General features: G+C 67.8%; 24 protein-coding genes. 12 read left to right on the top strand and 12 right to left on the bottom strand.

Features of this window, described 5'->3' with window-relative positions; translation table 11 throughout:
- Positions 1–31 precede the first annotated feature (31 nt).
- Entirely contained in the window at positions 32–1,636 is a 1,605-nt protein-coding gene (locus EEB19_RS08820) for a dolichyl-phosphate-mannose--protein mannosyltransferase (RefSeq protein ID WP_187585216.1), read from the top strand.
- On the opposite strand, the gene EEB19_RS08815 is transcribed toward EEB19_RS08820, so the two are convergent.
- The 7 genes from EEB19_RS08815 to EEB19_RS08785 all read right to left on the bottom strand — a co-directional run bounded on the left by EEB19_RS08815 (position 1,572) and on the right by EEB19_RS08785 (position 8,877).
- Positions 1,572–3,332, bottom strand: a complete 1,761-nt coding sequence (locus EEB19_RS08815; protein ID WP_187585214.1) for a BCCT family transporter — start codon at positions 3,330–3,332, stop codon at positions 1,572–1,574. The genes EEB19_RS08820 and EEB19_RS08815 overlap by 65 nt on opposite strands.
- 55 nt (positions 3,333–3,387) lie before the next feature.
- On the bottom strand, positions 3,388–3,810 hold the full coding sequence (locus EEB19_RS08810; RefSeq protein ID WP_187585212.1) for a GntR family transcriptional regulator: 423 nt from the start codon (positions 3,808–3,810) through the stop codon (positions 3,388–3,390).
- On the bottom strand, positions 3,783–5,009 hold the full coding sequence (locus EEB19_RS08805; protein WP_187585210.1) for an arginine deiminase: 1,227 nt from the start codon (positions 5,007–5,009) through the stop codon (positions 3,783–3,785). The genes EEB19_RS08810 and EEB19_RS08805 overlap by 28 nt, the downstream gene beginning before the upstream one ends.
- 49 nt (positions 5,010–5,058) lie before the next feature.
- Complete coding sequence (locus EEB19_RS08800; RefSeq protein WP_187585208.1) at positions 5,059–6,282, bottom strand: MFS transporter; 1,224 nt, start codon at positions 6,280–6,282, stop codon at positions 5,059–5,061.
- 76 nt (positions 6,283–6,358) lie between these two features.
- Positions 6,359–7,288 (bottom strand): patatin-like phospholipase family protein, encoded by a 930-nt coding sequence (locus tag EEB19_RS08795; protein ID WP_187585206.1) that lies wholly within the window; start codon positions 7,286–7,288, stop codon positions 6,359–6,361.
- A gap of 31 nt (positions 7,289–7,319) precedes the next feature.
- Complete coding sequence (gene soxR / locus EEB19_RS08790; RefSeq protein ID WP_187585204.1) at positions 7,320–7,766, bottom strand: redox-sensitive transcriptional activator SoxR; 447 nt, start codon at positions 7,764–7,766, stop codon at positions 7,320–7,322.
- Between the two features lie 250 nt (positions 7,767–8,016).
- Positions 8,017–8,877 carry a universal stress protein gene (locus EEB19_RS08785; protein WP_187585202.1) on the bottom strand — a complete coding sequence of 287 codons (861 nt, stop codon included), beginning with the start codon at positions 8,875–8,877 and terminating at the stop codon, positions 8,017–8,019.
- 161 nt (positions 8,878–9,038) lie between these two features.
- On the opposite strand from EEB19_RS08785, the gene EEB19_RS08780 reads away from it, so the two are divergent.
- A complete protein-coding gene (locus tag EEB19_RS08780; protein ID WP_187585200.1) occupies positions 9,039–9,347 on the top strand; it encodes a hypothetical protein in 309 nt (102 codons plus the stop codon).
- 16 nt (positions 9,348–9,363) lie between these two features.
- On the opposite strand, the gene EEB19_RS08775 is transcribed toward EEB19_RS08780, so the two are convergent.
- Entirely contained in the window at positions 9,364–9,615 is a 252-nt protein-coding gene (locus tag EEB19_RS08775; protein WP_187585198.1) for a type B 50S ribosomal protein L31, read from the bottom strand.
- Positions 9,612–11,003: a GTP-binding protein gene (locus tag EEB19_RS08770; RefSeq protein WP_262365526.1), complete on the bottom strand. Its 1,392-nt coding sequence runs from the start codon at positions 11,001–11,003 to the stop codon at positions 9,612–9,614. Before EEB19_RS08770 ends, EEB19_RS08775 begins: the two co-directional genes overlap by 4 nt.
- Positions 11,004–11,120: 117 nt before the next feature.
- Between EEB19_RS08770 and rpmB the strand changes: the two genes are divergently transcribed.
- From rpmB to rpsR, 4 genes are read left to right on the top strand one after another with little or no spacing between them, the layout of a single operon-like run.
- Positions 11,121–11,357, top strand: coding sequence for a 50S ribosomal protein L28 (rpmB, locus tag EEB19_RS08765; protein WP_187585196.1), 237 nt, complete (start codon positions 11,121–11,123; stop codon positions 11,355–11,357).
- Positions 11,357–11,521 (top strand): 50S ribosomal protein L33, encoded by a 165-nt coding sequence (gene rpmG / locus EEB19_RS08760; RefSeq protein ID WP_124707939.1) that lies wholly within the window; start codon positions 11,357–11,359, stop codon positions 11,519–11,521. The genes rpmB and rpmG overlap by 1 nt, the downstream gene beginning before the upstream one ends.
- Complete coding sequence (rpsN, locus tag EEB19_RS08755) at positions 11,521–11,826, top strand: 30S ribosomal protein S14 (protein WP_187585194.1); 306 nt, start codon at positions 11,521–11,523, stop codon at positions 11,824–11,826. Before rpmG ends, rpsN begins: the two co-directional genes overlap by 1 nt.
- A gap of 10 nt (positions 11,827–11,836) precedes the next feature.
- A complete protein-coding gene (gene rpsR, locus EEB19_RS08750) occupies positions 11,837–12,100 on the top strand; it encodes a 30S ribosomal protein S18 (protein ID WP_187585192.1) in 264 nt (87 codons plus the stop codon).
- A 19-nt stretch (positions 12,101–12,119) separates the two neighbouring features.
- On the opposite strand, the gene EEB19_RS08745 is transcribed toward rpsR, so the two are convergent.
- Complete coding sequence (locus EEB19_RS08745; protein WP_187585190.1) at positions 12,120–13,919, bottom strand: sodium:proton antiporter; 1,800 nt, start codon at positions 13,917–13,919, stop codon at positions 12,120–12,122.
- A gap of 201 nt (positions 13,920–14,120) precedes the next feature.
- Between EEB19_RS08745 and EEB19_RS08740 the strand changes: the two genes are divergently transcribed.
- The 4 genes from EEB19_RS08740 to EEB19_RS08725 all read left to right on the top strand — a co-directional run bounded on the left by EEB19_RS08740 (position 14,121) and on the right by EEB19_RS08725 (position 18,352).
- Complete coding sequence (locus EEB19_RS08740) at positions 14,121–15,137, top strand: diiron oxygenase (protein ID WP_187585188.1); 1,017 nt, start codon at positions 14,121–14,123, stop codon at positions 15,135–15,137.
- A gap of 52 nt (positions 15,138–15,189) precedes the next feature.
- Positions 15,190–16,728, top strand: a complete 1,539-nt coding sequence (locus EEB19_RS08735; RefSeq protein ID WP_187585186.1) for a 4Fe-4S binding protein — start codon at positions 15,190–15,192, stop codon at positions 16,726–16,728.
- 127 nt (positions 16,729–16,855) lie between these two features.
- A complete protein-coding gene (locus EEB19_RS08730; protein ID WP_187585185.1) occupies positions 16,856–17,353 on the top strand; it encodes a hypothetical protein in 498 nt (165 codons plus the stop codon).
- A gap of 201 nt (positions 17,354–17,554) precedes the next feature.
- The gene (locus EEB19_RS08725; RefSeq protein WP_187585183.1) at positions 17,555–18,352 is read left to right on the top strand and encodes a maleylpyruvate isomerase N-terminal domain-containing protein; all 798 of its coding nucleotides are present in this window, start codon (positions 17,555–17,557) and stop codon (positions 18,350–18,352) included.
- A 1-nt stretch (position 18,353) separates the two neighbouring features.
- On the opposite strand, the gene EEB19_RS08720 is transcribed toward EEB19_RS08725, so the two are convergent.
- Positions 18,354–18,968 (bottom strand): helix-turn-helix domain-containing protein, encoded by a 615-nt coding sequence (locus EEB19_RS08720; RefSeq protein ID WP_187585181.1) that lies wholly within the window; start codon positions 18,966–18,968, stop codon positions 18,354–18,356.
- Between the two features lie 19 nt (positions 18,969–18,987).
- On the opposite strand from EEB19_RS08720, the gene EEB19_RS08715 reads away from it, so the two are divergent.
- Both EEB19_RS08715 and EEB19_RS08710 read left to right on the top strand, forming a co-directional pair.
- A complete protein-coding gene (locus EEB19_RS08715) occupies positions 18,988–19,734 on the top strand; it encodes an AzlC family ABC transporter permease (RefSeq protein WP_187585179.1) in 747 nt (248 codons plus the stop codon).
- Positions 19,731–20,051: an AzlD domain-containing protein gene (locus tag EEB19_RS08710; protein WP_187585177.1), complete on the top strand. Its 321-nt coding sequence runs from the start codon at positions 19,731–19,733 to the stop codon at positions 20,049–20,051. The genes EEB19_RS08715 and EEB19_RS08710 overlap by 4 nt, the downstream gene beginning before the upstream one ends.
- 19 nt (positions 20,052–20,070) lie before the next feature.
- On the opposite strand, the gene EEB19_RS08705 is transcribed toward EEB19_RS08710, so the two are convergent.
- Positions 20,071–21,534, bottom strand: coding sequence for a DEAD/DEAH box helicase (locus tag EEB19_RS08705; protein WP_187585175.1), 1,464 nt, complete (start codon positions 21,532–21,534; stop codon positions 20,071–20,073).
- Positions 21,535–21,646: the final 112 nt, after the last annotated feature.

The raw sequence follows: 21,646 nt of genomic DNA, 5'->3' as shown, positions 1-21,646 counted from the left end.
CAGCTTACGAGGGGCCACTACGATCGGACGGGTGACCAACCCCGCCCTCCTCGATCGTCGTCTCGACGGGGAGCGCGGTCTCTCCGTCGACGGCGATCACGGCCGTGCAGAGGATCTCGGCACCACCCCGGGCCGTCCCGTGCCCGCGCCCGTCTTCGGCGCGCCCGATCGGTGGCGCGGACTCGTCGTCGGCCTGGTGATCGCCGCAGTCGCGCTGATCACCCGATTGTGGGGTCTGGCACGCCCGACCGACCAGGGCACGCCGGTCTTCGACGAGAAGCACTACGTGCCGCAGGGCTGGCAGGTGCTGACCGGCGGCAACTGGATCGAGGACAACCCCGCCTACGGTCTCGTCGTGCATCCGCCGGTGGGCAAGTGGCTGCTGGCCGCCGGTGAGGCCGTCTTCGGCTATGGCCCGGTCGGCTGGCGGATCACCCCGGCACTGGCCGGCGTGGCGATCGTCGTGATGATCTACTGCTGTGTCCGACGGATGACCCGGTCGACGCTGATCGGCGCCATCGCCGGGGTGTTCGCCATCTGCGACGGCGTGCTGTTCGTCCAGTCGCGGATGGGCATGCTCGACATCTTCCAGGCGCTGTTCGTGGTCGCCGCCTTCGCCGCACTCATCGCGGACCGCGATCAGGTGCGGGCCCGTATGCATCGGGTCCACCTCGAGGGGCGGATCGCCGACAGCCCGTTCGGGCCGCGGCTCGGGTTCCGCTGGTATCGGTTCACCGCCGGCGTCATGCTCGGATTGGGCTGCGGCACCAAGTGGTCCGGCATCTACTTCGTCATCTTCTTCGTTGTTCTCGCACTCGGCTTCGACGTCGCCGCGCGCAAGGCCTACCACGTCCGGCGCCCCTGGATGGGTGTCCTGCGCCGCGACGTGCTGCCGTCCGGCGCCAGCCTCGCGGTGATGCCCGTCCTCATCTACTTCGCCACGTTCGTGCCGTGGTTCACCAACGAGACCGCCGTGTACCGGTATGAGGTGGGCAATCAGATCGGTGTCGGCGGCCCCTTCGCGTGGGTGCCGGGGGCCTGGCGATCTCTGTGGTTCTACGAGTCCGGGATCCTGGAGTTCCATGCCGGTCTCACGAACTCGGCCGGCAATCACCATCCATGGGAGTCCAAGCCGTGGACGTGGCCGATGAGTCTGCGGCCCATGCTGTACGCGATCGAGAACGGACCCGATCAGTGTGGCGGCGGCGAATGCATCCGTGCGCAGATGCTGATCGGGTCGCCCGCGCTGTGGTGGCTGGCGCTGCCGATGCTGGCGTGGGGTCTGTGGTCATGGCTGGTCCGCCGCGATTGGCGCTACGCCGCGGTGGTCGTCGGGTACGCGGCCGGACTGCTCCCCTGGTTCGCCGACCTCGACCGACAGATGTACTTCTTCTACGCGACGGTGATGGCGCCGTTCCTCGTGATGGGACTCGCGCTGTGCTGCGGTGATCTGCTGCGGGTGGGGGCAACGACCGCGAGGGCACGTCCGGAACGACGTACCCTCGCGATCCTGGTGGTGGCGATCTACATCGGCCTCGTGGTGGTCAACTTCATCTGGTTGTGGCCGATCCTCACCGCGAGTCCGATCTCCCCGGCTCAGTGGCATCAGCAGATCTGGTTGCCGAGCTGGGGCTGACAACCTGGGCCAGGGGTGATTCCGACAGCACCCCGTCGGTCACGGTGTCGTCGCCGGCCGAACCGTCGCGCGTCACCTCGACCGCGACGAACTCGCCGGTCCCGATCTCGTTGGCCTGCTGACGGATGTGCTCGTCGACCTGATCGCGCAGTTCGAGACGCGCGACGATCAACGGGTCCCGTCGGAGATCGCGATAGAGCGCGAAACACATCGCGATCATGACGATGACGAACGGCAGTGCCGCGATGATGGCCATCTGTTGCAGACCGCTCAGGGCGTCGTCGCCGCTGATCGCGAGCAACAGTGCGGCCACCGTGCCGGTCAGCACACCCCAGAAGATGGTGACCCACCGGGACGGATCGTGGGTTCCCCGCTGCGACAGCGACCCCATCACGATCGACGCCGAGTCGGCGCCGGAGACGAAGAAGATCGCCACCAGCAACATGACGAGCGCGGATGCGATCGCGGTCCACGGCATGTTCGCGAGAACGTCGAACAGTGTGTCCTCGCTGTTGTCCAGCGGCAGGCTCACGCCGTCGGTCTGCTGGCGGATCGCCGTGCCACCGAAGACACAGAACCAGACCAGCGACACCGTCGTCGGCACGACCATCACGCCGATGACGAACTCACGGATGGTGCGTCCGCGACTGATCTTGGCGAGGAACAGACCGACGAACGGTGTCCACGACACCCACCACGCCCAGTAGAAGATCGTCCACGACGCAAGCCAGGACTGGCCGTCGGCGTCCACGGTCGCCCCCGACCGGGCGGACAGGAACGGCAGGTCGTTCAGGTAGGCGCCGAGGGTCGTCGGGAGCAGATTCATGATGAACACCGTCGGGCCGACGACGAATACGAACACGGCGAGGATCAGCGCCAGCACCATGTTGATGTTCGACAGCCACTGAATGCCGCGGGCGATGCCGGAGACCGCCGAGGCGACGAAACACGCCGTGAGGATCGCAATGATCGCGACCAGCAGCATCGTCGACGGTTCGTTCACCCACTCGACCTTCACCAGACCCGAACCGATCTGCAGCGCACCGAGTCCCAGCGAGGCGACCGTGCCGAACAACGTCGCGAAGATGGCGAGGATGTCGATGATCTTGCCGATGGGTCCCTTCGACCGGCTGCCGAGCAGCGGCTCGAACACGGCGCTCATCAACTGGCCGCGACCCATCCGGTAGGTGCTGTAGGCGATCGCCAGACCCACCACCGCATACATCGCCCACGGGTGGAATCCCCAGTGGAACATGGTCGTCGCCATCGCGGCGCGGACGTCCTCGGCGGGCATCTCGGGCGGCGCGTTGACGAAGTGGTACAGCGGCTCGTACGCACCGAAGAACATCAGACCGATGCCCATGCCGGCACTGAACATCATCGCGATCCAGCTGACGGTGCGGAACTCGGGTTTCTCACCGTCCTGGCCGAGCGGGATGCGACCGTACTTGCTCACCGCGAGGAAGATCGCGAACACCACGAATCCGGTTGCCGACAGGATGAACAACCAGCCGAGGTTGTCGGTGATCCAGGCGAGAGCGTTGTCGCTGGAGGTCTTGAGACTGTCCTTGTCGGCGATGCCCCAGATCACGAAACCGATGACGATGAGAGCAGTGATCCCGAACACCCAGGGATCGATGGTCGGCTTCCGTCGCGTGCCGCGCCCAGTACTGATGGCGCCGCCGTGCGACGTCATGTCCGTTTTCTCTTCTGTTGTCACCAGTTCACACAATCAAAGGTCGGTACAAGTCTCAACTCGAGCGTGTGGCCTGTGTCACCATTGTGATGATCGCGGTGTCATCGATACCTAGTTCACGCAGGGCTTTCACGTGTTCCAGCGTCAACCGCTGGGCCTTGTCCCGAGTGGCGTCGGCACCCGCCTTGACGAACGATCCATGCCGTCCGCGGGTCTCGATGATGCCCGCGGCCTCGAGTTCGCGGTAACTGCGCGCCACGGTGTTCGCGGCGAGGTCGAGGTCGGCGGCGAGTTTTCGGACGGTCGGGATGCGCGCTCCGACCATGAGGTCACCGCGACCGATCAGGTCGATGACGCCCGCGCGCACCTGCTCGAACGGTGGCGCGGCACCGTCGGCGTCGATCCGCAGCATCGCGGCCAGATCCACCGGCTCCACCGAGAGTCCGCCGCTCACAGTTCGTCCCGGGCCAGCGGACATGACATGCAGCGCGGGCCACCGCGGCCCGACCCGAGTTCGCGTCCCTCGATCTCGAGGACCTCGATCCCCGAGTCGCGCAGCCGCTGGTTCGTCTCCACGTTGCGGTTGTAGGAGACGACGACGCCGGGCGACAGCGCCAGGGTGTTGTTGCCGTCGTCCCACTGCTCACGCTCGGCGGTGATCGGGTCGAGCCCCGTGTCGATGACCCGGAGTTTCTCGATCTCCATCGCCTCGGCCGCCGCCTCCACGAACGGCCGTGAACCGGTGATGTCGACGCTCCCCCCGGTATGGCGCAACGTGAACGCCGACATCGACTCCGCGATGTTCGGGTACATCACCACGGCGTCGACGTCGACCATCGTGCAGACCGTGTCGAGATGCATGAACGCCCGCGCCTGCTCGATCGGGACCGCCAGCACCGTGTGCGCGAGTCCGTCGTCGAAGAGGCTGCGCGCCAACGCTTCTGCACCGGCCGGGGTAGTCCGCTCGCCCACCCCGACCGCGACGACCCCGGGAGCGAGCAGCAGTACGTCGCCACCCTCGACGGGCGCCACCTGCGACTCGTAGGCGCGTCGCGCGCCGACGAAACGCGGGTGATGGGCATAGATGAGATCGGTCAGCGACGTCTCCCGCACCCGGGCCGGGAGCGCGAGCGAGGTGATCGCGAAGCGTGGCCCGATCCAGAACGAACTGTCGCGGGTGAACAGCAGATTCGGGAGCGGTTCGATGGCGAACTCGGGCCCGTGGTGCATCCGTCGCACGAGGGACTGGGTCGCGGCCGCTGGCGTCACCGGGAGCTCGTCGAACGTCATCCCCGCCGTCAGCACGTGGGCGAGTTCGGGTGCGGGCAGTCCTCGGAGGTGACTCGCGAGGTCGTCGGCGAGATGAGTGCCCAGCCGGCGCGGGCTGACGGCCGCGGCGATGCCCTGGATTCGCGCGGCGCCACTGTGCTGGATCGTCTGGGTGAGCAGGTCACCGAGGAGGTAGACGTCGACCCCACGCGACCGCAGCACCTCGGCGAACTCGTCATGTTCCTCCTGCGCGCGGGCCACCCACGGCAGTCCGTCGAACAGCAGCTGATCGTTGTTGCGCGGGGTCAGGCGGCGCAGTTCGTCGCCGGGCCGGTGCAGCATCACCGCGCGCAGTCTGCCCACCTCGGAGGTCGACCCCAGCGTGTAGTCGGCTGCCGCGCTGTTCATGGGACCACGTTAATTCGTCGACGGCCATCTGACCGGCTGAGCAGAGGCGTCAGTCGTCCGTGTCGCGCTCCACGTCGGTGAGATGGGGCCCGGCGCCGACGACGGCCGGTGCGGTCTCCGCCGCGAGCAGCCAGAGGACGAACGCGACCGCGGTCACCGCGCCGGTGAGCACGAAAGCGGGTCCGAAACCTGCTTTGTCGGCGACGAATCCGACAACGATCGGTCCACTGACCGCGCCGAGGTCGGACGACATCCCGTACGCGGCGAGGGCCGAGCCGCCCTGCCGACGATTGCCCAGGACATCGGCCAACGCGGCCTGATGGGTCGGCGCGAACAGTCCCGAGCCTGCACCTGCGGCCAGGCAGAGTGCCAGCGCCACCGCGAGATTCGGCGCGAACCCGAGGGCCGCGGTGGCGACCGCGGCGACGGCCAGGCCGGGCAGCATCACCGGACGCCGGCCGAAGGTGTCCGACAGACGGCCCGCCACGACGATCGCGGCGACGTTGCCGACGGCGAAAACGGCGAGCGCGACGCCCGACATCGCGGCCCCTTCGTCCAGTCCGTCGGTGATGAACAACGGCACGACCGCCACCCGCACACCCATCGAGGACCAGCCCTGCACGAAGTTCGACGACAGGATCGCGCGGTAGGTGCTGTCGCGCAGGGCAGCCCGGAACGCCAGCACCCCGACCGCGACGGTCTGCGTCGGATCCGGCCTGCCGCCGTGGTCGCGGAGCTGGGTCGCCACCACGATCGAGGCGATGACGAGAGCGATCGAGTAGACGACGAACGGCATCCGCAGGCCGAAATTGACCAGGGCACTGCCGATCAGCGGACCGGTGATGTTGCCGATCAGGAAACCCGCGGAGAAGTAGCCGGACACGCGGCCGCGGATCTCACCGGGCGACATACGGATCAGCAGCGCCATCGCGGACACGGTGAACATCGTGGAGCCGACGCCGCCCGCCGCACGGAACAGCAACAGCTGCCAGTATCCCTGCGCGAATGCGCACGCGAACGTGCTGCCGGCGACGATGAGCAGACCGATCAGGTAGATCCGTCGCTCACCGAACACCGTGACCAGCCGGCCGGTCGCCGGCGCGAAGAGCAGCCTCATCACTGCGAAGGCCGACACCACCGCGGAGGCCGCGGTGAAGCTCACATTGAAGCTGCGGGCGAAGGCGGGCAGTGCGGGCGCGATCAGACCGTAGCCGAGTGCGATGACGACGTTGGCGGCGAGCAGCACCCAGATCCCGCGGGGAATCTGTCTCACCGCGTCACGACTCCCAGGGTCTGGACGCTACCGGCGGGGATGATCGCAGCGTGGATTCTCAGGGCGCGGATCCTCATCAAGCCAACTCGGGCAACTCGTCGAGGGCGTCGGCGGTGAGCGAACGTCCCAGGGCGATCATCTCCGACGCCTTGTGGAAGTCCAGGGTGCGCACAGCGCGACGCGGGACCCTGATGAGGATGTCCGGTGGATATCCGGCCACCTGATAGCGGGTCAGCGCCTCCTGCATGATGTCGAGCGACCGACTGAGCACCTCGATCCGGCCCATGCGCAGGTTGTCGCCCCCGACCTGCGCATCCGGATCGGTGGCGGAGAGTTCCAGTCCGAAACGATCGCGGACCGACCGTACGAAGTCGCTGTCGAGGATCGGGGCCACATTGCGCCGGAGCAGTCCCTTGGACTTCGCTTCACGCATTGCTCCCTGGTCGGGGCCGCCGTCGGCCCCGAGCACGACCCCGATGGTCACGTCACTGGTCACCGCCGAGGTGGGGGCGACCGGGAGCGGGTCCAGGATGCCGCCGTCGCCGAGGAGACGACCGTCGAGTTCGTGCGGGCTGATCACACCCGGGATGGCGATCGAGGCGCGGATCGCGTCGACGAGGCTGCCGCGCTGGAACCACACCGCGCGCCCGGCGTTGAGGTCGGTGGCGACCGCTGTGAACGGGATGTCGAGATCCTCGATCCGGGTGTCCCCCAGGATCTCGCGCACACGTGTCAGGATGCGCTCGGCACCGATCACGCCGGGTTTCGACAACGACACATCCATCAGGCGCACCACGTCGAGCTGCGTGAGTTTGCTGGTCCAGTCGACGTACTCGTCGAGTTTGCCTGCGCAGTGCAGTCCGCCGACGAGGGCACCCATCGACGACCCGGCGACGGTGACGACCTCGAACCCACGATCGGCGAGTTCGGAGATCACCCCGATGTGGGCGTAGCCGCGAGCCCCACCGCTGCCGAGGGCGAGCGCAACACGGGTGGGTCGGGCCATGGATCGATGCTATCGACCGTCGCGGACGGGCTCAGTCGCGCATCAGTCGGCGCGGCCCCGGACCGAGTTTGTTCATCTCGTCGCCGGGGTTGAGCAGATGACATTCACCCAGCGACAGGCACCCGCAACCCACACAGGAACCGATCATGTCGCGCATGTTCTCCAGCAGGGCGATCCGGGTGTTGATGTCGTCGATCCAGCGCTTGGATGCGGACTCCCACATCGATTTCGGCGGTGACTCGCTGTGCCCGAGCTCGGAGAGGACGTCGGCGATCACCGCGAGAGGGATTCCCGCGGCCTGCGATGCGCGGATGAACGCGACGCGCCGCAGCATCGCACGGTGATACCGACGCTGGTTGCCCGAAGTGCGGCGACTGAAGATCAGTCCCTGGTCTTCGTAGAACCGCACCGCTGACGGCGCGATACCGGCGCGCTGCGCCAGTTCCCCGACCGAGAGTTCGAGCTTCCTGAGCGTCACACGACCATGCTAGGTGACCTCAAGTGAACTTGAAGTCGCTGCACCCTTCGAGACGCTCGCTCGTTCCTCGCGGGCTCCTCAGGGATCGGGGGACGCTCACTCGTTCCTCGCGGGCTCCTCAGGGGTCGGGGAGACGCTCACTCGTTCCTCGCGGGCTCCTGAGGAGCGACCGTGCGAGCGCCCCCCTCAGGAGCGAGCGCGCGAGCGTCCCCCGACCCCTGAGGAGCGAGCCTGCGAGCGTCACGAAGGGTCAGCTCCGGACGACCATCACCGGACGATCCGCCTGGTGCAAGATCTTCTGACTGGTCGAGCCGAGCAGCAGCCCGGTGAATCCGCCGCGTCCGCGACTGCCGACGACGATCAGTTGGGCATCATCGTCCGCGGCGTCGAGCACCGCCTTCGCCGGCTCCTCGGGGATCACCACGCGCTCGACGACGACATCGGGATAGTCGGCCGTGTAACCGGCGAGACGCTCTGCGACCGCCTCGACCGCATCCTGCGACATCCGCGCGATCTCGTCGGGGTCGATGCCGTAGCCGTGCAGCGCGTCGACGTCGAGCGGTGTCCAGGTGTGTACTGCGACCAGTTTCGCGTTGCGCAGCGACGCCTGCCGAAACGCCTCGGCGACCGCCGCATCGCTGACCGGCGAGTCGTCGACGCCGACCACGACCGCCCCATTTCCGCCGGAGCCCGCGACGACCACGACGCGACCGTGGAAGTGGGCGGCCACGCTGGTGCTGACCGAACCGAGGAACAAGCCCTTGATCGATCCCAGACCACGGGTGCCCAGAACGATCGTGCCCGCATCCTTGCCGAGCTCCAGCAGGGCACGGGCAGCGTCACCCTCGACGAGGGTCGTCTGCACCGACACCCCCGGGGCAACCTCTTTGGCGAGTTCGGCGGCCGCGTGGACCGCATCGGTCGCGTCCTGCTTGATCGCATCGACGACATCCTGCGGGATGATCAGTCCCGGCGCGTAGTTGCTGGTGCTGATGTCGTAGACGCCGACCAGTTTCAGGTCGACATCCTCGATGGTCGCGGCCTTGGCCGCCCATCGCACAGCCGCATTCGACGCATCCGACCCATCCACGCCGACGAGAATCGCGCTCATGTCCGGTCTCATCTCCTCACTCGGTATGCCTCACAGACCTTCATCTCCCATCCTGCCCCGCCGACGGCCGACCGGCAATGAGGAGAAAGTCCCCGGTCACAGCCGATTTCGCACAGGGTAGGGTGGAGTCGAGGTGAACGATCATCGAACACGAAGCAGATATGACCACTCCCGACAAGTCCCCCGGCAGCACCGACGAACTGCGTCAGTCCGTCCTACATGGCGCTGTGACAATAGGTTTCGCGCTGGCAGCGCTCATCGTGGCCTGGGCCTCCGACGACGGGTTGCGCACGACGCTGATCGTCGCGGCGCCGATCATCATGCTCATCGGCGCACTCGCCGCCCTGTGGCGCACCTATCGGTGCTGGCGGTCCGGCGGTCGGTGGCAGATCTGGCAGGGCGCCTCATGGTTCATGCTCGCGATGTTCATCGTGTTCCTGTTCGGAACCGGTCCCGCCCTGCTGACCTGACGGTCCCCACCCACCGTCAGCGGTTCAGATTCGGGTAGCGCCTGCGGAATTTCTCGACCCGCCCGGCGACGTCACTGATGCGTGCGACCCCGGTGTAGAACGGATGCGATTCGCTGGTCACATCAACGGTGATGCGCGGATAGCGCTTCCCGTCGGACCAGTCGACGACGTCGGAGGATGTCGCCGTCGATCGCGTCAGGAACTCGGTACCGGTCGATGCGTCGCGGATCACCACGGGGTGGTAGTCGGGGTGGATGTCACGCTTCATGCTCGTCCCTCTCGATTGTCGGTTCGATGGTCGGTGATGCCGCCGGTGATGTCCCCGAGTGGCAGCGCCTCGACGCCCACTTCGGCCGGGGTCTCGAGATCCTCGCAGGGATCGCTGTGGAACTGCCCGAACGGATCGTCGAAGGTGGACCAGAACTCTTGACCGGCAGCGACTTCGACGTCGTTCAGGCACACGGCGCGCAGGGCGTCCCGGATGTCGTCGGCGTCGGAACGATGGGCGAGGACAACCAACGAGGTGTGGCGGTCCCCCGCGCTCTCGTCCCATCGCAACGCCCCCATCGCGCGCCGTTCGGGGTCGACTCGTGCGAGCTCGGTCTCGTCCATCGCGGCGAGCCAGCGGCCACCCGGTGCGACACGTAGACCACCCCCGGCCGATTCCAGCCACAGGGCCTCGTCGGGCTGGGTCGCCAGCCAGAGTCGGCCACGTGAGCACACGACTCCGTCCAGCAGTACGTCGATCGCGTCGTGCAGTCGGCCCGGATGGAGCGGCACGTCGGCGTGGAACTCCACCCAGCTCACACCGCAATCCGGCTGCAGCGGAGGCTGGTCGGACAGCAGCGGATCGTGCGGGCCGTCGATGCGTCCACGGCGGGCGGTCGGCCCGACAGCGGCGAGCAGGCGCTCGAGGAGTATCGGCCCGACCTGTCGTTGCGGGAGTTCCATCATGATCGGCGCCTGTGGCGCAAGCCGTTTGAGGACGGCGGTCAGGCGCGCGGACTCCCACGCATCGCGCATGGCCGGGTCGCAGCCGGCGACGACGAGCGCGTCGGCGAAGGAGACCTGTCCGACGGCCACCTGAGCCAGCGTGCGGTCGTCGTCGACCTGCTCGAAGCCTGCCTCCGCAAGGGTCATGTCCCCGGTCGCGGCCTCGAGCCACTCCTGTTCCGCCACACATGCGATGGTCGCCTCGATGCGGACGTCACGCCCCGCGGGTCCGTCCACGAAGCCGGGCATGTCCGCCACCAGGACGTGCTCGATGGCCCAGCTGATCTGCTCCGGTTCGAGGATGGGGTCGAGCGTCAGCACGATGCGCCGTACCGCCGACTGCCGATGCAGTCGACGCAGCAGCGGGAGCAGATCCTCACGCAACGTGCACGAGACACATCCGTGCGCGAGTTCGATGCCGACGACCCGCTCGCGCCGGCTCCCGTCACCATCGAGCCAGCTCATCCGGCGCGTGACGCGGCCATCCGCGACGTGCGTCAGATCGTGGTGGATCTGCATCGTGCCCGAGCCCTCGACGGCCCCGAGTGCGTCCGCTGCCCGGGTGACCGCCGCGAGTTCGAGGCCCGTCACGAAAATGATCGGCGTCCGATCGTCCTGTCCCACAGTGCCGGACGATGGATTCGCCGCTCGTTGGTCCGTCACGGTCCACCTTCCCAGTTATTGGCAACAATTTCCATTTACTGGGGATCGACGGTACCGTGGCCCTCGCGTTAACGCCAATCGTTTCCAATAACCACCACAGATCGAGGAGGATCCACGATGTCCAGACGGTGCCAGGTCACCGGGCGCGAGCCCGGATTCGGCAAACGGGTGTCGCACTCCCACCGGCGGACCTCACGCCGCTGGAACCCGAACATCCAGCGCCGTCGGTACTACGTGCCCGGCGAGGGTCGATACGTCACACTGCGCGTGAGCACCAAGGGCATCGCGACGATCGACAAGCACGGCATCGAATCGGTGCTGAAGACGATCCGCGCCCGCGGGGAGAATGTCTGATGGCGCGCAACGAGATCCGGCCGATCGTCAAACTACGGTCGACAGCCGGCACAGGCTATACCTATGTCACCCGCAAGAACCGGCGCAACGATCCCGACCGGATGGTCCTGCGCAAATATGACCCGATCGCCCGCCGCCACGTCGATTTCCGAGAGGACCGCTGATGGCCAAGAAATCGAAGATCGCCCGCAACGAGCAGCGCCGGGCGGTCGTCGCCCGGTATGCCGAGGTCCGCGCCGAACTCAAACGGATCATCGCCGCTCCGGCGTCGACGCCGGAGCAACGCGCCGACGCACAACGCCGATTGCAGCGGCTACCGAGGGATTCGAGTCCGACGCGCCTGCGCAACCGAGACGCCGTCGACGGACGCCCGCGCGGATACGTCGGCAAGGCCGGGTTGTCGCGGGTGCGGTTCCGCGATCTGGCCCACCGTGGCGAGCTGCCCGGCATCCACAAGTCGAGTTGGTGAGGAGCCTCCGATGACCCGCAGATCCACCCGCCACCGTTCACCGGAACCGGCCAAGAAGGCTCGAAACCTGTTGTCGGCATCCGGTGTTCGCGTGAGCAACACGAGCCCCGTCGACTACAAGGACGTGGCCCTGCTGCGCCAGTTCCTCTCGGACAAGGGCCGCATCCGCAGTCGCCGGGTCACCGGTCTGACGCCGCAGCAACAGCGCCAGGTCGCCACGGCGATCCGCAACGCCCGCGAGATGGCGCTGCTGCCGTACGACTCTCGTCGCTGAGGTCAGGTCTCGTCGGCGATCAGTCGTCGATCCGGAGGTCGAGGCTGATCTCCTCGGCGTCGAGTTGAGCGAGTTCCTGCGTGAGCAGCGTGGAGTGGTACGTGCCGTTGTCGCGCATCCGGAGCAGCGTTTCTCGCTGAGCCGTGATGGTCGCGCGACGCACTTCCTCGAAGGCGGCCCGATAGGCCAGGTTGATGCCGGTGGCGCTGCCGTCCTCCTCGGCCTGTTCCTCCATGCGTTCGATCCGTTCACGCACCCAGGGATAGCGAGCCGCCAGATCGGAGCCGGCGAGCACCTCCTGTGCCGTTCGACTCAGCTCCGCGCGCAGCCGATCATGTTCGGCGGCACGGTCGTCGGTCACATCGGTCAGCCGCAGCGACCGGATCAACCAGCCGAGAGTGCCGCCCTGCAGGATCAGCGACGCGGCCGCCACGACAAATGCGATGAGCACCAGCAGGGCACGCGACGGGGTGTCGTCGGGCAGTGTCTGGGCGGCGGCCAGCGTGACGACGCCACGCATGCCGGCCCACACGATGATCGTTCCCTCTTTGGGTCCCATCGGGGCGGCGGTGTAATAGTCGATGTCGGCGATGGCCCGGGTCACCCGACCCTGAATGCGCTGCGCCGCCGCCGGGTTCGCCGCGAACGCCTCGGTGGAGATGTGCGGCTCACCACCCGGCTCGCCGCGCTTGCGTCCCGGCCGTAACCGAAGGCGGCGTGGAGGCCGACGATCCGCGGCGCCCGGCGACGGGTCGGGCACCTTCTGCACCTTCTCCGCGATCTTCGCGTCCATGTTCTCCAGATACGGCCGCATCGCTGTCCCCCGCCGCGCGATCCGGTCCAGCCACCAGATCAGCGGTGTCACGTAGATCGCGCGGACGAGCATCGTGATCCCCAGTGCGGCCAGTCCGATCCAGACGGCGGTGGTCACGCCCCCGTGTTCGTTGCGCACCGCCTCGATGAGCGCTGACAGTTCCAGCCCCATCAGCAGGAAGACACCGCCCTCGAGCAGGAACTCGACGGTGCGCCAGTTCTGCGTATCGGACAGCCGATGCTGCGGCGAGAGGTACTTCACCGCGCCGGCACCGGTGATCAGACCCGCGGTCACCGCGGCAACGAGACCCGACGCGCCCAGTTCCTCCGCGGGCAGGTAGGCCAGGTAAGGCACGGTGAAGGAGATCGCGGTGTTGACCGTCGCGTCGGGCAGGCGCCTGCGCACCCACAGGTTGCACCAGCCGATCACCGCGCCGAGGAGGACGGCCCCCACGACCGCCCACACGAAGCTCAGCGCGACCACCCCGAACGAGATCCCCGCGGCGGTTGCGGCGACGGCGGCCCGCAACAACACCAGTGCGGTCGCGTCATTCAGCAGGCTCTCGCCCTCCAGGACGGCGATGACCCGGCCCGGCACCCCGAGTCGCTTGGCGATCGACGTCGCCACCGCGTCCGTCGGCGACACGATCGCACCGAGGGCGATGCCCGTCGCCAGGCTGATGTCGGGCAGTACCCAGTGGAAGAACACACCCAGCACGACCGCACTGACCAGCACGAGCACCACCGACAGCGCACTGATGGCCGTGAAGTCGCGCCGGAAGTCCATCGTCGGCATCGACACCGCCGCCGAGTAGAGCAGCGGTGGCAGCACCCCGATCAGAATCCACTCGGGGTCGATGTCGATGTCCGGCACGAACGGCAGGATGCCGATCAGCGCACCGGCCACCACCAGCAACAACGGCGGTGCGATACGGATACGCGGGCCCAGCACATGGGCCGCCGCGACACCGAGGACGGCGAGGATCACGAGGAGGATTTTCTCCATGCCGACCATCCTGACGTACGCGTCGGAGTCAGGGCCCGGCACGCAGTGCCATCGTGGATTGTGACATTGAGTGTTGACAAATGAACGGCCGCCGACTTACGTTCGTGACATCACCAGAGTGTCACCGGAGCGTCGTCGGATCATCGCCGGCAGACCGCCCGGTACCGCCCACACCGCCGCCGACGAGAAGGTCAGCCGATCATGACGAACGCCCTCGAGCGCACCGGACACACCTACGTTCCCGAGCACGCGAAGTCCACGACCGATGACGACTACACCCAGGTCCTCGACGACCTGTCCGCCGCATCGGTGCATCGCAACTTCGACCCCTACGTCGACATCGACTGGGACGCGCCGCACATGGCGATCACCGACGACGACACCCGCTGGATCCTGTCCTACGAGGTCGACCCGATCGGGCGTCACCCGTGGTACCAGCAGCTGCCCGAGGCCAAGCAGATCGAGATCGGGATGTGGCGGCAGGCGAACGTGGCCAAGGTCGGCCTGCAGTTCGAGTCGATCCTCATCCGCGGCCTGATGCAGTACAGCTTCAAGCTGCCCAACGGCGCCAAGGAATTCCGGTACACCACGCACGAATCGAAAGAGGAGTGCAACCACACCCTGATGTTCCAGGAGTTCGTCAACCGCACCGGCATGGACGTGCCCGGCGCGAAGGTGGGTTACCGCCTGATCTCGCCGTTCGTCCCGCTCGCGTCGACCCTGTTCCCCACCATCTTCTTCTTCGGGGTCCTCGGCGGCGAGGAACCCATCGACCACATCCAGAAGGACTTCCTCCGGACCCGCGCGAGCCTGCACCCGACGATGGCGGCGGTCATGCAGCTCCACGTGGCCGAGGAGGCCCGCCACATCTCGTTCGCGCATCACCTCCTGCGGGAGACCGTCCCGCGCAAGGGTCGCTTCCAGCGCTTCCTGCTCTCGCTCATGTTCCCTCTCACCATGCGCATCCTGTGCGGCGCGATCGTCGTGCCGCCGAAGAGCTTCCAGAAGCGTTTCGACGTCCCGGACGAGGTGATGCGCGACATCTTCTGGCGCTCCGACGAATCGAAGAAGTTCCTGCGCAACGTCTTCGGTGATGTCCGCATGCTGGGTGACCAGTGCGGCCTGATGAATCCCGTGTCACGCATGCTGTGGAAGATCCTCGGCATCGGCGGCCGCCCGTCGCGGTTCCGCAGCGAACCGACCTACACCGCAGCCTGATCGACGCCGTCCCCCACGGTCGGTCGCTCCTCGTCACATCGGATCGAAGAACATGCCCCACGTAGTCACGCAGGCGTGCTGCGGCGACGCCTCGTGCGTCTACGCGTGCCCGGTCAACTGCATCCATCCCACACCGGAAGAGCCCGGGTTCGGCACATCGGAGATGCTCTACATCGACCCGTCGACCTGCGTCGACTGTGGCGCGTGTGTCAGCGCGTGCCCGGTCGGCGCGATCGTGCCCGGCCACCGTCTCGACGAGCAGCAGTCGCGGTTCGCCGACATCAACGCCGCACACTTCGATGTCACCGCGACCGGTGCCGCACGCTTCCCGGTCGACCCGGCCCACCGACTCCCGTTGGCGCCCATCGACAATCCCCGACGGCTCGCGGTGACCGAAACCCTCTCGGTCGGCATCGTCGGGTCCGGGCCGTCGGCCATGTACGCCGCCGACGAGCTACTCCGCCACCCGCAGGTCACGGTCACGATCTACGAGCGCCTGCGGCGTCCGTTCGGGCTCGCGCGCTACGGAGTGGCACCCGATCACCTCGCCACCCGCTCGGTGATGCGCCTGTTCGACGACATCGCCGGTCATCCCCGCTGCGACATCCGGCTGGGTGTCCGCATCGGCCGAGACGTCACACTCGACGAGCTCCGGGATCGGCATCAGGCCGTGATCTGGGCGGGTGGAGCACCGACCGACCGTCGTCTGACCGTCGACAACGCCACCGCGCCAGGGGTTCTCAGCGCGACGGCGTTCGTCGGCTGGTACAACGATCACCCCGACCACGACCGCCTGCCGGTCGACCTCGGCACCGAACGGGCCGTGGTCATCGGCAACGGCAACGTGGCCCTCGATGTCGCCCGGATTCTCACCTCCGATCCGGATGCACTCGCCACCACCACGATCTCTCGGCACGCACTGGCGGAGTTGCGGCGCTCCCGCATCGACGAGGTCGTCGTGCTGGGTCGCCGCGGCCCCGTGCACGCGGCCTTCACGCTCCCCGAACTGGTCGGCCTCGTCGACCACGGGGCGAACGTCGTGGTCGATCCCGCCGACCTCGAGTCGGCCGCCGGCATGGTCATCGACGACCCGACCACCCGGGCCAAGCTCGATCTCCTCGCTGAGGTCGCAGCGCGTCCCACGGCCGCCGGCCGGCGTATCCGACTGGCCTTCCACCGCTCCCCCGCATCGATCCGAGTCGACGAGACCGGCCGGGCTGTCGGCGTCGTCGTCGACCACACCCGGGTCGGGGAATCCGGAGCCATGGAGCCCACCGGTGTCACCGAGACCATCGACTCCTCGCTCGTACTCACCTCGATCGGTTACCGCGGAGTCGCGGTGCCCGGACTACCGTTCGACGACACCCGCGGCGTGATCCCGCACGACGCTGGACGCGTCCTCGACGACGAGACGGCGATCCCGGGCTTGTACGTCACCGGCTGGATCAAGCGCGGACCGTCGGGCTTCATCGGCACCAACAAGACCGATTCCGCCGAGACCGTCGCGTCGCTGCTGACCGACTTCGAGAGCGGTCTGCTCCCCGTGCGACGCACGACCCGACGACGACGGCTGCTCGACCGGCTGGGCTGAGCCGCGCGAGTCGGCTGAGCGCAGCGAGTCGGCACCGTGGATCTCGAACACCACCGTGGGTGTCACCCCAGGATGGTGTGCAGGACGAGAGGTGTGCGGAGGCCGCGTGGCGCCGTAGATTGACGCCATGGCACCCCTCTACGAGCGCTCCACCGTCGCCACCGACCTGGACGACCTGCCGACCGACATGCGGGCGTCGCTGGACGCCTACGGCCTCGCCCACCAGCTCACGTTCACCGAAGCACTGCCGGCATGGTGCACGCGCAGCGTGAATCCGCCGTCGAACACGATGGTGGGCAAGCTGTTTCGGCGTCGCGCCAATCCGACCGACAGGGATTCGGAGCATCAGACCGCGGTCATCGTGCACCCGACGCATGTGATCGTGGTGATCTCCGGCGCCGAGCGTGGGGTGAGCGTGTTGTCGGCACCGCTCGCGGTCGCCTCGATCAGCGACGGACCTGCAGTCGGCGGCGTCGGTCCCGACGAGCCCGGTTTCACGATCACCGGTCTGCCCGGCGACGCGGGCAGACCCGGCAGCTTCTACGTCGGTCTCGGCCCCGAACCGGCAGGACGGGAGTGCGCCGACGCGGTGCGCGCCGCCGTTGCCGCGGCCAAGAACGCGTGAGTGCCGCCCTCGACCGTCACCGGCTGGGACGACCGACCCACTGTCGCACATCCGCCGATACGGGAAATGTCCCTGATCACAATCGAATACAGAGCAGTGCATCAGGAAACAGTTCAGTCACGATCACCCCCACCGGCACCGTAAGCGGGGTTATCCTGAGGCCCTCGCCATTCTGGGGGGGGGTGACCACGGGTGAGGACGATGTTCTCTCGGTTCGACTACGTCGACGCCGCACGATCCGCCGGTGCCGCGTTCGTCGAACTCGTGCGCGGTGTCGACGAACCGGAGACCCGGTTACGGCACACGCCCGGATGGACGGTCGCCGACTGCGTGGGCCACGTCGCCTGCGCACCCTCCCGCTATCTGGATCTCGCGCGCGGGAAGGGCACGTGGGCCGCCTGCGCGACCGATGTACCCGACCTCAACGCCAAGCAGATCGCCAACCTCGCGACCCGTGACGTCACGCTGCTCACCGATCGGCTCCTCGACGACCTCGACACCCTGCTGGACACGGTCTGCCATTTCGGCGCCTGCGTCCCGATGATGGATTTCGACGGGGACACCCGCATCCGCTCGGACGCCGCTCTCGGCATCCTCATCGGTGAGTTCGTCGTCCACGGTCACGACATCGCCCACGTCATCGGAGCACCCTGGGAGGTCGACCCCGAAGTCGCCGCGCTCATCGCCCGCGGTCGCCACCAGATCCTGCCGGCGTGGGTCGACGACGCCAGCTGCGAACATCACACGGCAACGTACGACATCCGGCTCCGGGGCTGCTCGGAGCGATTCGTCTATGAGTTCACCGACGGCCACCTCGAGATCGACCCCGATCAGCCACGCGCCGCCGATGTCCACATCAGCGCCGATCCTGCCGTCGCGTTGTTCGCCTCGTACGGCCGTATGTCGCCGACCTGGGCGATGTTGACCGGCCGGGCGTTCGCCTGGGGGCCACGCCCCTGGCTCGCCACCTCGCTCAGCCGCCGATTCGTCCCGGCCTGAGTCAGGTCGACTCGCTGATCATCACGGCCACCGTGCCCGGTTCCAGTGCCGCGAAGACATGTTCCACATCGCCGGCATACGAGACATAGTCACCGGGGGCGAGCTCGACCTCGGCACCCGTCGGCCCGATTTTTGCCCGTCCCGCGCTGAGGACCACCAACTCGACGACCCCACGAGCATGAGGTGCGGATATCCGCGGCTCACCGGGTTCCGCGCGGATCAGGAACATGTCTCGACGCGTTCCCGGTCGTGCGGTCGACAGCAGGGTCGCCGAGTAGTCGGCAGCGGCGGCCGGGATCACCGGTCCGTCACCGAACCGGATCACCTCGACGGGCTGGACGGGCGCATCCAGGAATGCGGAGAACTGCACGCCGAGCGCAGTCGACAACGCCCACAGCGTTTCGACGCTGGGATTCCCCTCACCTGACTCCAGTTGCGAGAGAGTCGATTTGCCGACGCCGGCCCGTCGTGCGAGTTCACCGATCGAGAGCCCCGCCCGGGTTCGCTCACGCTTGAGGGCGGCCGCGACGACCTGCTTCGGATTGATCGACGCGGCGCCACCGGACGGTTCGTTCGATTCGCCGGACGATCGTCCATCTTGACGAACGTTGTCCATAGTGTTCATCATAGTGGTCATGCGTTCCATCTGGAGAACACTCGACGTCACCACGGTTCGCGCCGTCCTGGTGATGAGTGTGTCGGTGCTGGTCATCGGCGCGTCGTACGGGGTCGCCGCGCACACCGCAGGGCTCCAGTGGTGGCAGATTCTGGTCATTGCCACCGTGGTGCTCGCCGGTTCGTCGGAGTTCGTGTTCGTCGGCATCATCGCCGCGGGCGGGGCACCGATCGTGGCGGCGCTGGCGGGCCTGCTGGTGAACACCCGCAACTTCGGATATGGCCTGTCGGTCGGACGGCACCTCGGGCGGGGTCTGCCGCGCGCGATCGGTGCACATTTCATCAACGACGAGACCGCGGTGATGGCGGCGGCCGAGCGCGATCCGCGTCGGGCGCGTGCGGCGTTCTTCCTGTGCGGACTCGGTGTGCTGATCAGTTGGCCGCTCGGGTCGATGCTCGGAGCGGCGATCGGCGAAGTGGTGGCCAGTCCGGCCGCCCTCGGACTGGACGCAGCATTCCCCGCGCTTCTCGCCGCGCTGGCGATTCCGGCACTGCGCGACCGCACGACCCTGACCGCGGCAGTCGTCGGCGGGGGCATCGCGGTTGCCGCGTCCCCGTTCCTGCCGGCCGGTCTCCCGATCCTGATGGCGCTGCTGGGGCTCGTCGTCGTCGAGGTGATCCGTCGTCGACGGGCCGGCGGGGTCGATCGCGATGCCGACGAAGCGAACCGCCGCGCCGACGAACCCGTGTTGGAGGAGGCCCGATGACCGGCACCGGACTGCTAATGGGCGTGGCGATCCTCGCCGTGGGCACCTATCTGATCCGATTCGCCGGACCGGCGTTGCGTAGTCGTTACGAGGTCGGCCCGCAGGCGGCGGCGCTGATGGACCGGGCGGCCATCGTGCTGCTGGTCGGTGTCGCCGCCACCGGCGCACTGTACGACGGCCCCGATTTCGTCGGCTGGGCGCGACCGGCCGGGGTGGCGGTCGGTGTAGTCGCGGCGCTGTTCAAGGCGCCGCTGGTCGTGGTCGTCGTCCTGGCCGCCGGCGCCGCAGCGGGACTGCGCGCGCTCGGCGTGGCCTAGGAGCCGACGGACTCGGAGGTCAGCGTGTCGCGGCGGCGGCGCCGTGACCCGAGCGCTGCGCGCCCTGACCGCGACGGCGCTGCTGACCCGACGGGCGCCGGCCGCGTGAGGCCGAATCGCCGGCGTGGGACTGTGCGGCGCCGGAACGCCCGGCCGACGCGGCACGACCGCCGCTGTGACGGCGCCCCGACGACTCACCGCGCGCCGTGCCGGACTGGCCGCGCTGCCCACCGGTGCGTGCGCCCGGACGGCCGTCGCGACGCGGCTTGGACGACCCGGAGCGGGCAGGAGCCGCGACGGGCTTGGGCTGGGGGGCGACGAACTCGGCGCGGGGACCGACCAGGGTGTCGACCTCGGCCGAGGACGCGTCGACGCGGGTCGGCGCCACATTGATGTTGGCCTTGCGCAGCAGACCGGACAGGTCGCGGCGCTGGTCGGGCAGACAGACGGTGACGACGTCACCGCTGCTGCCGGCACGCGCGGTGCGACCCGAGCGATGCAGATAGGCCTTGTGCTCGGCCGGCGGATCGACGTGCACGACGAGTTCGACGCCGTCGACGTGGACGCCGCGGGCCGCGACGTCGGTGGCGACGAGCACGCGCACGCCCTCGCCGCCGAACGCCTTCAGGTTCCGGTCACGCTGCGCCTGGCTCAGGTTGCCGTGCAGGTCGACGGCCGGGATCCCGGTATCGGTGAGCTTCTTGGCCAGCTTCTTGGCCTGATGCTTGGTGCGGGTGAACAGGATGCGACGCCCCTGCCCCGACGCGAGTTCCTGGACGAGTGCGTTCTTGTCACCCGGGGACACCTCGAACACGTGGTGGGTCATCTGCACCGGGGCAGAGGTCTCCTCGGTGGAGTGCACGGTCGGCTTGTCGAGGAAGCGCTTGGCGACCTTGTCGACCCCGTTGTCGAGCGTGGCGGTGAACAGCATCCGCTGTCCGTCGGCAGGGGTGGCCGCGAGGATGCGGGTCACGCCGGGCAGGAAGCCGAGGTCGGCCATGTGGTCGGCCTCGTCGAGCACGGTGATCTCGACGTTGCCGAGCTTGACGATGCCCTGACGGATCAGGTCCTCCAGGCGCCCGGGGCACGCGACGACGATGTCGACGCCTCGACGGAAGGCCTCTTCCTGGCGGCTCTGCTTCACGCCACCGAACACGGTGGTCACGGTGAGATCCATGGCGCGGGCCAGCGGCGTGACGACGGCCGCGATCTGAGTGGCGAGTTCCCGCGTCGGCGCGAGGATGAGCCCCGTCGGCAGGCCCGGGCGTCGGGTGACACCCATCTCGGCCAGCCCGGCGACGAGGGGGAGGGCGAATGCCAGCGTCTTGCCGGAACCGGTCTTGCCGGAACCGATCACGTCATTGCCGGCGAGGGTGTCGCCCAGGGTTTCGGTCTGAATGGGAAAAGGTTCGGTCTTGCCTTCGGCAGCAAGGACTTTCACGAGTTCGGCGGGCACGCCGAGGGAAGCGAATGTGGTGGACAAGGTCCGTTCTCTCTGTTGTGGACGCGCGCAACAGCACAGGGCTCTGACACGGTCTCGGTGGCGAAGGCGCGTCTGTCGCGCATTCGTTCGCCGTATGAAGTCGATGATCAGG

Source organism: Gordonia sp. OPL2 (assembly GCF_003797825.1).
Classification (GTDB): domain Bacteria; phylum Actinomycetota; class Actinomycetes; order Mycobacteriales; family Mycobacteriaceae; genus Gordonia.
The sequence above is the reverse complement of the archived record's forward strand: the minus strand, read 5'-3'. Positions and strand labels throughout refer to the sequence as shown.

Coding starts and splice junctions, on each gene's coding strand:
- EEB19_RS08715 (WP_187585179.1), top strand. CDS start 18,988: ATGCGTTCCATCTGGAGAACACTCGACGTCACCACGGTTCGCGCCGTC.
- rpmB (WP_187585196.1), top strand. CDS start 11,121: ATGTCCAGACGGTGCCAGGTCACCGGGCGCGAGCCCGGATTCGGCAAA.
- EEB19_RS08745 (WP_187585190.1), bottom strand. CDS start 13,919: ATGGAGAAAATCCTCCTCGTGATCCTCGCCGTCCTCGGTGTCGCGGCG.
- EEB19_RS08730 (WP_187585185.1), top strand. CDS start 16,856: ATGGCACCCCTCTACGAGCGCTCCACCGTCGCCACCGACCTGGACGAC.
- rpsN (WP_187585194.1), top strand. CDS start 11,521: ATGGCCAAGAAATCGAAGATCGCCCGCAACGAGCAGCGCCGGGCGGTC.
- EEB19_RS08775 (WP_187585198.1), bottom strand. CDS start 9,615: ATGAAGCGTGACATCCACCCCGACTACCACCCCGTGGTGATCCGCGAC.
- EEB19_RS08815 (WP_187585214.1), bottom strand. CDS start 3,332: ATGACGTCGCACGGCGGCGCCATCAGTACTGGGCGCGGCACGCGACGG.
- EEB19_RS08725 (WP_187585183.1), top strand. CDS start 17,555: ATGTTCTCTCGGTTCGACTACGTCGACGCCGCACGATCCGCCGGTGCC.
- EEB19_RS08810 (WP_187585212.1), bottom strand. CDS start 3,810: ATGTCCGCTGGCCCGGGACGAACTGTGAGCGGCGGACTCTCGGTGGAG.
- EEB19_RS08780 (WP_187585200.1), top strand. CDS start 9,039: ATGACCACTCCCGACAAGTCCCCCGGCAGCACCGACGAACTGCGTCAG.
- EEB19_RS08785 (WP_187585202.1), bottom strand. CDS start 8,877: ATGAGCGCGATTCTCGTCGGCGTGGATGGGTCGGATGCGTCGAATGCG.
- EEB19_RS08740 (WP_187585188.1), top strand. CDS start 14,121: ATGACGAACGCCCTCGAGCGCACCGGACACACCTACGTTCCCGAGCAC.
- EEB19_RS08720 (WP_187585181.1), bottom strand. CDS start 18,968: ATGGACAACGTTCGTCAAGATGGACGATCGTCCGGCGAATCGAACGAA.
- rpsR (WP_187585192.1), top strand. CDS start 11,837: ATGACCCGCAGATCCACCCGCCACCGTTCACCGGAACCGGCCAAGAAG.
- EEB19_RS08710 (WP_187585177.1), top strand. CDS start 19,731: ATGACCGGCACCGGACTGCTAATGGGCGTGGCGATCCTCGCCGTGGGC.
- EEB19_RS08735 (WP_187585186.1), top strand. CDS start 15,190: ATGCCCCACGTAGTCACGCAGGCGTGCTGCGGCGACGCCTCGTGCGTC.
- EEB19_RS08805 (WP_187585210.1), bottom strand. CDS start 5,009: ATGAACAGCGCGGCAGCCGACTACACGCTGGGGTCGACCTCCGAGGTG.
- rpmG (WP_124707939.1), top strand. CDS start 11,357: ATGGCGCGCAACGAGATCCGGCCGATCGTCAAACTACGGTCGACAGCC.
- EEB19_RS08795 (WP_187585206.1), bottom strand. CDS start 7,288: ATGGCCCGACCCACCCGTGTTGCGCTCGCCCTCGGCAGCGGTGGGGCT.